Origin of the sequence: Corallococcus sp. AS-1-6, assembly GCF_020037015.1 — a bacterium.
In the GTDB taxonomy this organism is placed as follows: Bacteria; Myxococcota; Myxococcia; order Myxococcales; family Myxococcaceae; genus Corallococcus.
Window position 1 is genome coordinate 162213 of the sequence record NZ_JAIQDE010000014.1, and the last position, 12117, is coordinate 174329.

Annotated in this window: 6 protein-coding genes; 2 read left to right on the forward strand and 4 right to left on the reverse strand. The window is 71.0% G+C overall.

Going from position 1 to position 12117, the window contains the following annotated elements:
* Positions 1 to 14 precede the first annotated feature (14 nt).
* Positions 15 to 1712 carry a dihydroxyacetone kinase subunit DhaL gene (gene dhaL / locus K8612_RS20920; protein ID WP_373692122.1) on the reverse strand — a complete coding sequence of 566 codons (1698 nt, stop codon included), beginning with the start codon at positions 1710 to 1712 and terminating at the stop codon, positions 15 to 17.
* A 198-nt stretch (positions 1713 to 1910) separates the two neighbouring features.
* Between dhaL and mxcL the strand changes: the two genes are divergently transcribed.
* Complete coding sequence (gene mxcL / locus K8612_RS20925; RefSeq protein ID WP_223763570.1) at positions 1911 to 3176, forward strand: myxochelin B biosynthesis transaminase MxcL; 1266 nt, start codon at positions 1911 to 1913, stop codon at positions 3174 to 3176.
* Positions 3177 to 3239: 63 nt separating this feature from the next.
* On the opposite strand, the gene K8612_RS20930 is transcribed toward mxcL, so the two are convergent.
* Positions 3240 to 5273 (reverse strand): membrane dipeptidase, encoded by a 2034-nt coding sequence (locus K8612_RS20930; RefSeq protein ID WP_223738254.1) that lies wholly within the window; start codon positions 5271 to 5273, stop codon positions 3240 to 3242.
* A gap of 153 nt (positions 5274 to 5426) precedes the next feature.
* On the opposite strand from K8612_RS20930, the gene K8612_RS20935 reads away from it, so the two are divergent.
* Positions 5427 to 6569 carry a hypothetical protein gene (locus K8612_RS20935; protein WP_223738253.1) on the forward strand — a complete coding sequence of 381 codons (1143 nt, stop codon included), beginning with the start codon at positions 5427 to 5429 and terminating at the stop codon, positions 6567 to 6569.
* Positions 6570 to 6572: 3 nt separating this feature from the next.
* On the opposite strand, the gene K8612_RS20940 is transcribed toward K8612_RS20935, so the two are convergent.
* Positions 6573 to 9293 (reverse strand): hypothetical protein, encoded by a 2721-nt coding sequence (locus tag K8612_RS20940; RefSeq protein ID WP_223763571.1) that lies wholly within the window; start codon positions 9291 to 9293, stop codon positions 6573 to 6575.
* A gap of 62 nt (positions 9294 to 9355) precedes the next feature.
* Positions 9356 to 11983 (reverse strand): hypothetical protein, encoded by a 2628-nt coding sequence (locus K8612_RS20945; RefSeq protein ID WP_223763572.1) that lies wholly within the window; start codon positions 11981 to 11983, stop codon positions 9356 to 9358.
* Positions 11984 to 12117: the final 134 nt, after the last annotated feature.

The window sequence follows — 12117 nt, forward strand, 5'->3', positions numbered from 1 at the left end:
ACGCTGGCGCCGCGTCACCCGGCGCGCCCACCCAGCGCCTTCATCCAGATGACGACCGCCACGGCCCCCGCGTCCGGGACGCCCTTCGCGCGCTCCCCCAGGTAGCTGGCCCGCCCCAGCCGCGGTGACATGCTCGCGGTCGCCTCCGCGCCCTGCTCCGCCGCGCGCGTCGCCTCCGCCCACGCCTCCCCCAGCGTCCTCCCCTCCCGGACCGCGCGCATGAGCGCCGCCGCCGCCGGGTGCAGCGCGTCCACCATCGTCCGGTCTCCCGGCTTCGCCCCGCCCAGCTCCGACACCGCCTCCGCCGCCGCTTCGAACGCCTTCGCCCACGCCGCCGCGTCCGCCGGCTTGTTCGCCAGGAAGCGCGCCGCCCGCAGCAGCGCGGTCGCGTAGAACGGCCCGGAGCTGCCGCCGATGTTCCGGCGCAGCGCCTGCCCCAGCTCCGTCAACGCCCCGGACGGCGTGGCCCACGCCCCCTCCGGCAACGCGCGGATCGCCGCCGCGCCGCGCGCCAGGCTCAAACCCAGATCTCCATCTCCCGCCTTGCTGTCCAGCTCCGTCAGCCTCGCCTCCGCCGCGTCCCAGGCGTCCGCGACCGCCAACGCCGCCGCGCGCACCTGCGCCATCACCGGCTGCGGCTTCCGGTGCCCCTCCACCGTCGGCAGCGCGGCGCGCGCGCGCACCACCTGACGCCGCGTCACCACCTGCCCCCGTCCCGGCCACGCTGGCGCCTCCGTCGGCGCGTCCAACCGCGCGAGCCGCGCGTCATCCACCTTCATCAACGTCAGCGAACACCCCGGCATCTCCAGCGCGGACAGGAACGTGCCCTGCCACGCACGCTCCACCGCCACGCCCCGGTCCGCCAGGAACGCCAGCGCCTTGCGCGTCACGATGGCCAGCTCCATGGGCGGCGTGCCTCCCAGCCCATTCACCATCAACACCACCCGGTCGCCCCGCCCCACCTTCCGGTCCTCCACGATGGTGGACAGCAACGTGTCCGCCAGCTCGTCCGCGGGCTGCAAGGCCACGCGGCGCACGCCCTGCTCACCGTGGATGCCCAGCCCCAGCTCCACCTCCGCCTCGCCCAACGTGAAGCCCGGCTTGCCCGCCGCCGGCACCGTGCACGGCCCCAGCGCCACGCCCATGCTGCCCAGCGCCGCCGCCGCTTCGGTCGCCTCGCGCGCCACCTCCGCCAGCGACGCGCCCGCCGCCGCCGCGGCCCCCGCCACCTTGTGCACCAGCACCACGCCCGCGATGCCCCGGCGCCGCTCGGGCTCCACCGTGTCCCGCAGCGCCACGTCGTCCGCCACCACCACCACTTCCGTCGGGATCCCCTCCGCCCGCGCCAGCTCCGCCGCGAGCCCGAAGTTGAGCCGGTCCCCCGTGTAGTTCTTCACGATGAGCAGCGCCCCCGCCGTCCCCGCCACCGCGCGGATCGCCGCCAGCACCGCGTCCGAGCTGGGCGACGTGAACACGTCCCCCGCCACCGCCGCGTGCAACATGCCCGTCCCCACGTAGCCCGCGTGCGCCGGCTCGTGGCCGCTGCCGCCGCCCGACAGCACCGCCACCCTCCTCGCCCCCAGCGCCGCCGGCACGTCCGCGCGCACCACCACCGTCTCCCCCTCCAGCAGCGCCTGCCCCGGCGCCAGCGCCACGAACCCCTCCAACATCTCCTGGACCACCGCGCGCGGCGCATTGACGAGCTTCTTCACCATCGACTCCTTGGAGTGAACGGACAGGGGACGGACTGCGCTCGGCGTCCACCCTTCCGCTCCACTTGCGACCCGTCAAGCTGGACCCACGGCGCGAGGCCGCGGAGAGACGCTTGTGTCACAGAAACCGCTTTCCCATTGACTCCCTGAGTTCCATGGTGATGACCATCATTGCCAGTCTCCCCAGCGCGACACGACATGGCGACCTCCCAGACAACGTCCCGGCACCCGTCCCTGCCCCGCCCCATCGAGGGTGAGCTCAAGTTGGAGCGCTCGAACGAGTTGCTCGCCGAGGCGCGCAGGTGGGTGCCCGGCGTCACTCAGACGATGATGAAGAAGCCGGACCACTTCGCGCCCGGCGCCTTCCCCGTGTTCCTCACCCGGGGCCATGGCGCCCTGGTGGAGGACGCGGACGGTCAGGAGTACATCGACTTCATCCAGGCGCTGGGCGCCAACATGCTGGGGCACAACCACCCGGCCGTCGTGGAGACGCTTCGCAAGCACCTGGCGGAGGGCATCCTCCACTCGCTGCCCACGCCGGTGGAGGTCTCCGCGGTGAAGGCGCTGGTGGAGGTGATCCCCGGCGCGCGGATGGCCCGCTTCTTCAAGACGGGCGCGGACGCGACCTCCGCCGCCGTGCGCCTGTCACGCCACCTCACCGGCCGCGAGCACATCGTCACCGTGGGCTACAACGGCTGGCACGACCACTTCATGCATGACACCCCGGGCGTGCCCCAGACGGTGGCGAGGCTCACCACGCGCCTGCCCCTCTTCACGCCCCAGGACGAGCCCGCGCTCCTCCAGCACCTGGAGCAGCATGGCGAACACCTGGCCTGCGTGCTCCTGGCCATCCCCTACAACCGGACCGTCACCCGCGAGTTCCTCCTCCAGGTGAAGCAGGCCTGCGCGAGGCACGGCGTGCTGTTCGTCCTGGACGAGGTCGTCACCGGCTTCCGCCTGGCCCTGGGCGGCGCGCAGCAGTACTTCGACCTCCAGGCGGACTTCGTCACGCTGTCCAAGGGCATCGCCGCGGGCATGCCCCTGTCCGCCATCGCCGGGCCGGAGAAGTTCCTCAGCCGCCTGGGCGAGCTCCACGTGTCCACCACCTTCGGCGGCGAGATGCTCTCCCTGGCCGTGTGCGAGGCCGTCATCAACGAGTACCGCCGCACGCCCTACATCGAGCACATCGCCAGCCTGGGCCGCCGCCTGCGCGAGGGCATCAACGCCCACGCGCGCGAGGCGGGCTCCACCCTGGAGGTCATCGGCTACGACGCCGTGCCCTTCTTCCGCTTCGACCAGGTCGTCCCCGAGCACGTCGAGAAGATGATCCCCTTCCAGGCCGGCATGGCCCGCCGGGGCGTCCTCCTGCGCCGCGACCTGAACTTCATCAGCGCCGTGCACACCGTGGAGCAGATCGATCACACCATCGCCGCCGCGGGCGAGGTGCTGCGCGAGCTGGCCTGAGCCAGGCGAAGCATCCAGCCCCCGGGATCCAAGGACCCCGGGGGCCGTTTCATCACGGGTGGCTCAGGTGCACATCAGCCACGAGCACTTGCCGGACTGGCACTCGCGGCCGGAGGAGCACAGCGAGCCCTTGGGGCGCTTGTTCACGCACTTGCCGTCGTTGGTGCCCCAGCCGCAGAACTGGTTCGAGGCGCAGTGCGAGTCCGTGGAGCAGGTGCAGACGCCCGGGATGTCACCGCAGGCGTCCAACGCGCTGCACTGGTTGGACTTGCACTCCTGGTCGAAGCGGCACGTCTCCGACACCAGCTTGGTGCTGGGGGCGTAGGCCTTGCCGCAGAGCTTCGGGTACGCCGCCTCGCGGGTGGCCTTGGCGACGTAGGGGTCGACGCCGCCGGTGTCGATGTCGTTCGCCGCGTCCGCCATGCCGGTGCGGGTGCCGTTGGCGCGCTCCCACATCCGGATGAAGGTCTCCGCGGAGCCCTCCAGGCCCGTGGTGTTGACGCCCAACTGCTTCAGGTCCTTCACCACGTCCGGCAGGAGGCCCACGTGGGCCAGGCCGTACACGTCGAAGTCGGTGCCCAGCGGCGGCGGGCCGGAGACGCGCTGCTGCTCCTCCTGCGCGTCCGCCTCCGCGCGGAAGCCCGCGGAGCACGCGCCGAAGTCACCGAAGCGCGGGCGCGTCTGCTGGATGAAGCCGTTCAGGTCCGCGCCGAAGCCCATGTTGACCTTGAGGCCCTGGCGGCCGAACTCGTACGCCTGCGCGAGCGAGCGCGTGGAGCCCTGGCAGTTGTTGGCCACCGGCGTGCGGTTGTAGTTGCGCGTCTCGTCGTGCGCGGTGCGCAGGCCGAACATGCCGCCCGTCTGGCGCACGTAGCGGACCACCCACGACGGCGTCGTCTTCTCGTTGGCGGCCAGGTCCGGGTTCATCACCTCGCGGAAGTGGCCGTGGGAGATGAACAGCGGGTAGTACGTCCGGGCCTGGGACAGGGCGAAGGCGTCCTGGACGCTCTTCTCGGACATGTGGGCCATGTCGATGAGCATCCCCTTGTTCATCATCTCCTGGACCAGCGCCTGGCCGTCCGCGGTCAGGCCCTTGGTGTTCTTGCAGTTGGCGTCCACGTCGAAGCCCAGCGTGAAGCCGTTGCCGGTGAGGCCGCAGTCCGTATCGATGTGACAGTTCTCCAGGAACTGGGCCACCTGGAAGATGGCGTTGTGCGGGGCCGCGCCGCCAAAGCGGTTGTCCAACTGGTGCACCGGCTGCAACGAGCGCACGCCCAGCGAATAGACGCGGTTCAGCTCCGCGCGCCAGTCCTTGGTGCCGAAGAGCTTGCTGGACTCGATGGAGAGCACCATGGCGAGCTTGCCCTGCGAGATGATCTGCCGGGCGTGCGCGGGCGACAGGGCGATCTCCGCCCAGTCCGTGCGCGCGTCGAAGTCGCGGGCCATCTGGAGCTGGACGTCCACGTCCATCATCTCGTCACAGGGCCGCTTGAGGTTCTGGTACGGCAGCGCCTTGCAGAGGAACTCGTTGCTGACCAGCGACACCATGACCAGGGACATGCCGCCCTGGCGGGCCTTGTTGAGCCAGCCCTCCCACGCCTGCTGATGCGCGATGGTGTCCCAGCGCGGCCACTGGGTGGGCGTCTCCATGCGGCCCAGGTGCAGGCCGGTGTCGCCCTCGGTGCCCTCCACCTGGCCGATGACCTCCGACGCCACCGCGCCGCCCACGCCGAAGACGTCCGACAGGATGGGGATGCCGCTCAGGTTCACGCTGCCGGCGTTGGGACACAGGTTGAGCATGTCCCGCAGGTCCATGCGGACGCGCGCGTGGTCGCTCTCCGGCATGCCGCCGTCACAGCTCGCCAGCGTGCCGGTGTGGCTCCCGTGGAACCACCCGCCGCCGAAGGCCTCCTCCGCGAACATGTGGTGGTGCATCTCCGCGAAGCCGCTCACCGCCAGCGGCTGGGCCGCCTGCGCGGGCGCCTCCGGGGGAGCGGGCGGCTCGTCGGTGACGGGGCCGCAGGCCAGCGCGAGCGACGTGGCCGCGAGCAGCGGTGAAGACAGAAATCTTGAGACAATTCGGGAGCGACGCGACATGCAGTGCACCTTTCCGGGTGGAGGTTCACCGGGCGTATCAGCACCTGTTCCAGCTAATCAACTCTAGCGGTCTAAGCACGGTGACGCATGGTATTGACGCGCCGCGCAACGCAGTGGGTTGTCACCAGCTCGCGCCGTGGCCATGAGTGCTTCATGGCGGCCACCGACACGTTCCCCGACCCTCCGCTCCCGGAGCTGCTGAAGCGCGCGGGACTCCTGCGGCGTCAGGGCCGGTTTGGCTCGGCCACCCAGTTGCTATGGGCCAGGTTGGAGAGCAACGCCTCGCTCATCGAGCTGTGCCGGAAGGGCTCGGAGCGCATTGCCGGTAGCGAAGCCATCCTGGCCCAATGCGATCAAAAGCTGGAAGTCGCCCGGCGCTGTCTGGACAAGCCGACGCGGCGCTGGTCCTTCACCTTCTGGGAGGTCCTCCACGAGGTGGACGGGCTGCTGCTGCTCGTGATGCCCCAGGCCATGCTGGTGCCGCGAGCACTGGAGATCCAGCAGCAGTTCGAGCGCCGGGTGACGGACGCGCGAGCCGCGCTCTGGCTCGGCACGGACAGGAGGAACGGGCCCCTGCCCCATTGTGTGCGCAGGCTCGCCCGGCTGGACACGGACGGCTGCTGCGCCTCCACCTCCCCGCCCCTCGGCGGGGAGGAGCTTGGCTACTGCCGCCACGTGCTGCGCGGCGCGCTCGACACCGTCAACCAGCAGGTGGACAAGACGTTCTGGCAGCTCTCCATCAACGTCTCCCTGCAGGTCTTCAGCACGCTGATGCTGCTGGGGGTCTTCATCGTCTCCGCCTTCCTGCTGTCCCAGAATTTCGTCGAGGACTGGCCCCATACCCTGGTGCGAAAGGGCCTGCTGCTCATCGGCCTCGCGGGGGCCTCCGGGGCCATCGCCTCCAACATGCTGTCCAAGGAGCGCTTCGTCGTCGCCACGGGGGCGACGAGCCGCTACTTCGCCTACCACCTGATGGTGAAGCCCGTCATCGGCGCGTTCGCGGCGCTGATGCTCCTCTTCCTGGAGCGGTCCCGCCTGCTGCTGTCCGTGGAAACACGGGACGCTTCCAGCAGCGCGGACACCGGCTCCGCCATCCTCCACATCGTCGTGAACGACAACCAGGCGGCCTTCTTCACCATGGTCGCGCTGGCGGTGGTCGCGGGCTGGTCCGCGGACAGGCTCCTGGGCTCCGTCATGGACAAGGTGCTGAGCAAGCTCCTGGGCCAGTCGGAGAAGGTGCTGCCTCCGCCCGGTCCCCCGGTGCCTCCCTCCGAGCCGCTCCCGGAGGCGCAGTGACGCTCACGCGGGCGCGTGGGCCTCATCCCGGCGCACGGCCCTCCGGGTGAAGTGGGCCAGGGCTTCCAGCAGCTCGTCCGCCATGTGCAGCGCGCCAGGCCTCCACGGCACGGTGAAGCGCGCGTCCATGCTCGTCTGGCGGATGTTGGACAGCCACTCGTGCACCTGCCGCTCGGAGTAGCCCGCGCTGCGCGCCGCCTCGTGCAGCAGGGAGTACTCGCGCAGCAGGAAGGTGGAGAACGTGACCGGGTCGTCCGCGCCCAGCGCGATGGGGACGGGCGGCGGCGCGCCCTCCTCGGCGCACGGGGGATTGAGGCGGAGGATGGGGTGGTTGCGAAGGTCCAGCAGGTTGCCGATGAGCAGGTTGCTGGACGGGTTCACCTCCACCACGGTCCCCCGCGCGCCCACGTGCCGGCGCATCGCGGCCTGCACCGACCGGAGCGTGGCGATCTCCGATGCGTCCAGCGGGATGTCCACCAACTGCTGCCCGCGCTGGAACACGCGCTCGTCCTCCCGGTAGGCCATGAGGACGCGCCGCACGTGGGCGGCGTTGAGCACCCGGCTCCAGTTGAGGCGGCGGAAGGCCCGGCTGAAGGCGTCCAGGCCCACGCCTCCCTCGTCGCGCGCCAGCGGCGGGCACCACAGGTTGTGCAGCACGTGGTGCGCCTCGGCCAGCACGTGCGGCGCCACGCACCTGCCGAAGACGGCCTCGGACAGCTCGCGCAGGAGGTTCTCCACCCGCTGCGGCCGTCCGGGTGGGGCCTCCGCGGACAGCGCCAGGGGCAGCCGGTAGTCGCTGTACAGCCGCCACTCGAAGACCAGGTCCCACAGCCGGTCCTCGGCCGGCATCATCACCGCGCCCACGGACTCGGCCCACGCCCCGGGCTCCACGCCCAGCGCGGTGGCGTGGCCCAGCCGCCCTCCCGTGCGGTCCAGGAGGTAGTGCACGCTCTCGTAGATGCGGCGCAGGCCCTCCATGAGGTGCCGGTAGTCCTCGCCCACGTGCGATGTCAGCTTGAGCGGTGGCGCGCCCCGTGACTCCCGCTTCGCCGCGGCGCGCGCGGCGCCCCACCGGATGTAGCGGTACAGCGGCGCCAGCACCCACGTGGGCACGCTCAGCTCGTCCGACGCCACGTCCAGTCCCCGCACCAGCCAGAGCGACAGCGGCACCGCCCGCAGCAGGTCCACCAGGGCCTCCACCTGCACGGACTGCGCGGCGAAGTAGTCCGAATAGCGCCCGCCCAACTGCACGCGCCGCTCGGGCACCGGCTCCGCGTACGTCCCCATGCCGTGGGCGGGCGGCTGTCCCTGCGCCCAGTGGTGGCTCGGGTCCCGGTCCTTGATGAGGTGCATCACCACGCCGAACTCCGGCGACCGCCCATCCGCGACGCGCTCCCCCGTCCGGGTCAGCACGCCCCGCCATGACCGGGTGAGGGAGGTCAGCTCCTCCGCGATGCGGATGGGGTCGTCCGAGGGGCTCGTGCGCACCTCCAGCGCGGCGATGGGTTGATCCCCGCCCGCCACCGCGTACGACACCTCCGCGCGCACGGCGCTCAGGGGCCCCTTCATGGCGCGCGGACGGCCATAGAAGCGGATGAACCATTGGAGCCCCGCGGTCAGCGGCCGCTGCACGTAGGCGCGGTAGCTGAGGCACCGCACGCGCTGGACCTGCCAGAAGAGGCGCTCGAAGTGCACGTCCTGGAGGCCCGTGTGCTCCAGGGCCGCCAGGTGCTTCAGGCCCGAGCGCACCAGCCAGCGCTCGCCTCCATTGGGCGTGTCCAGCCGCAGCCGGAGCGCGATCGGATCACACCGCCGCCACACCTCGTCGAGCGTGGCCGGGGGCTCGGTCACGTTGTGGGTCGCCAGCGGATGCAGATCCTCATAGAGGCCGCGCAGCTCATACAGGTCGGGGAGGATCTCCGAGCGGCCCCTGGAGAGCGCCTCCAACGTCCGCGCGAGCACGCGCCTGCGCTGCGGCAGCCAGGCCCGGGACTCGGAGAGGCCGCGCACGAAGTCCAGGAGCAGGGGCGTCTCGCGGCGCAGCAGGAGCTCCGCGAGGACACAGCGGGTCACCGCGGCCGCCAGCAGCCAGCACAGCATCCGCTCCCCGTCCTCGAAGGGCACCCCGGGCCCCTTCAGCGACTTCGCATCCAGGTCTGGATCCCCCACGGCGGACAGCAGCGAGGCCCACAGCAGCGGGAAGTCCATGCCCGCGCCGACGTGGTGGTGGACCTCCGCCACGCCGCGATCCAGCAGGTGCCGCACCAGCAGGGGCGGCTCGATGTCCACGCGCGTGGGAGGCGGCTCAACCGGCACGGCCGCCAGCAGCAGGTCCTCCGGCATCGCGAAGGTGAGCCAGCGGTAGTGCGTCAGCGCCTCCACCGCCTCCGCGCCCGTGCCCTGGAAGATGACCGTGACGCCGGGCCGCCGCTCCAGGTGGGTGTCCGCCAGGTTCCGCAGGTAGTGGAACATGGACACGCCCTGGCGTGGGGACTGCCGGTGGCGGGCGTGTCCTCGCGACGGGAACCAGAACGCGTCGCGCACGGCGATGATCCGATCCAGCGACCAGCCGCTCGCGTGCTCCGACAGGCGCTTCTCGCACTCGCGCCAGAGCGCCCAGGTGGAGCCGTCATCGCTCGCGTCCGGAGACGGCTCCAGCTCCGTCACCGCCGAGCGGAAGGCCTCGATGCTCGTCAGCGGAAAGCTGGCGACCTCCGCGCGCACGTACGCCTCCGGGACGCGGCGGGGGGCCAGACTGCCGGCGGGTGGGCGCGAGCCGTCCTGGTTCACGAGTGCAGTTGGATGCGGGAGGCGTCCAGCCCCGGCACCACCTCCGCCAGCGGATCCCCCATGTGGTCCACCACGGCGAACCAGGCGTTCACCACGGTGTCGAGCCACTCCTGATACCTGGCCGAAGCAGGCCCGCCGTCCGCGCCGAGCGCGCTCCGGAGCGACTCGGCCGTATTGGAGAAGTGCACCGCTTCGCGCACCCGCTGGCGCCGGAGCGCCGCCAACCGGATCCCCTGGGCACGCCAGTCCTTCAGCAGGGCATCCCACCCGGAGCCTGCACCCGGGGCTCCAGCCGGCGACGGCAGCAGGTCCCGCGCATCGGAGGCGAGCGCGAACTCCGGCAGGACCTGGAGCGGGAGCGTGTTGCGCAGCCAGACCCGCGCCGTCCACTCCCGGCCATACACGGCGCTGCCCTTGGCGCAGTGGGAGACGAGTTGCTCCACCTGTTGGCGCACCCGCGTTTCGTAATCCGTGACCCTGGCCTGACTCAGCTCGGGCTTCAGCACGGACATGACGCCGGGGTCCCCCTTCCAATGCCAGTGGCCCAACGGATCGCCCGCCACGGAGCAGATGTTCTCCACCCACGCCGCCTGGATGAGGCGGGCGCGCAGGTTGGCGTCCTGGGAGTCATTGAGGAACTCCAGGGGGAGCTGACCGAGGAACGCGCGCCACTGGGCGGTGAGGATGGCGAACTCGATGAAGGTGCTCCACGAAGGAGGCGTCCACCAGGAGTCCACCTGGACGAACGGCGTCCCGTTCGTGTGCTCCACCCAGAGCTCGTGGACGGTCACGACCATCTCCGGGCTCATCTCGAAGGGCGTCACGTTCGCGCTCAGCACGCGGGGCTGCTCGAACAGCATCAGCACGTCATGCAGGATCATGAACCAGCCCGCGACGTTCGCGGGCATCGGCGCTTCGCGGCCGGCTCCCGTCAGCTCCTTCAACACCAGCACCACGTCGTGGAAGCGGCGCAGGTGGATCTCCGTGCTCAGCAGCCGGTCGTGCGATTGCGGTCCGTCTCCGTCCAGGTCGCCGGGGATCCCCCGCAGGACGCCATGGAGGCTGGTGCGCTTGACGCGACGGACGGGCTTGCCGGTCAGGTCCAGGAAGACGCGTCCCTGGTCGTCATGCCGGAGAATGCGGTGGAGCAATTGCTCGCTCGCCCAGGCCGGCAGGTCGCTCTCGTCGATGGCGTTGCGGAGCATGTCCTTGGCGATCCGGACCGCGGCCCCGCCCTGCTCCTGAGCGCTGAAGCCAGGGGTCGATGAGCCAGGTCCATGGACCTCACGCCGGACCGCATGCCAGAGGTCCTGCAGGGTCCGCGCGGGCAGCCTGAGGGCGTTCCTGCCGGCGTGGGTGAGGATCGGCTCGTCCTTGAGCGCGCTGGATTCGTGCGCCTGCTGACCGTCATCGGCGGCGACGGCGTCCCGGTAGGCCCGCGCCACGTCGGCCTGGAGTTGATGCTTCAGGTCGAAGAGGGCGGCGAAGGATTTCAGCAGCGGTTCCCCGCTCCGCGCTCTTCCCGGCAAGTCGATGCGTCCCAGGAACTGGCCCAGGGATTCGCTCTTCCCTCCCTCCACGGTGAAGTGCCAGGCCTCGTAGGGCTCCACCGGCCTCAGCGAGATGCGGTAGCTGGGGGGCAGCGCCCGGCGCAGCGTGGTGGCGGCCTGCCGCCGGGCGATGGCGAGCGTCTCCTCCTGATCGCTCACGCCGATGCCGGCCTGTCCGGAGACGATGAACTCCTTCTGGAAGGAGCGCTCCATGAAGCGCTGGAACTCCTGGTGGCCCGCGGCCAGCACGAACCAGAGGTGGCGGCTGGCCACCATGCGCGTGAGCTTCACGATGTTGTAGAGGTGCTCGATGCTGCGGTCGACGTTGTCGATGGGCAGCACCAGCAGCACCTGGTCCCCCCCGGACGGACCGAAGCGCGGCATGGCCAGCGTGCGGGCCACGTCCTCCATGGCCTCGGCGAAGCGCGTCTGGAAGTTGGCGTAGATCTCCGACGCGCGGATCTGCTGCTCCGCGCGCACGCGGGCATCGGTGGTGGCCGGGATGTCCTCCCACATGAACGACGCGTCACGGATGAGGTGATCCAGCTTCCCCCACGTCTCCTCCGCGCCCTCCTCCAGGATGGAGGAGGACCATCGCGCGGACTCACCCTGCGCGCCCTTCACGTGCCGCTGCTCGTCCAGCGCGGCCCGCACGCGGACCAGCAGCGTGGCCAGCAGGTTGGCATTGGGCGAAACGGGCTCCAGGTCGAGCGGCTCCAGCCAGTGGATGCGCCGCTCCAGCCGTTCGAGCATCCGCGCCAGCTCGACTTCGTGCCCCGAGTCACCGACGAAGTGCTTTGAGTCCGTCAGGGCCTGCACGGCGCTGAGCAGGAGGGTCGTCTTCCCGGAGCCACGGTCACCGGAGATGAGGAGGCTGGTGGACAGGTGCTCGTTCTCGTGGCCCGCGACTCGCGCGCTGTTCTCGCAAGCGGCCTCCAGCCAGGAGAAGAGCTTCCCGAGTCCCTCGCGGGTGGAGGTCAGCAACTGCGCCCACTCGAAGGCCCGGGCCTCCGGAAGGGGGGTGGGCAGGTACGGCGTGCGCGCGCCCGGGGCGCTGTCCGGTGTCGTTGCCATGGCCCCGGAGGATGGCCCTGGGGCTGCACGGTGCGAATCACCCTGGAGTGGTGAGGGATGTCACGCCGAGGAAGCAGCGCGGGCGCGAAGTCCGAGCCTCGCGAACGTGCACACCGTTGCGGGAGGAGGCGGCG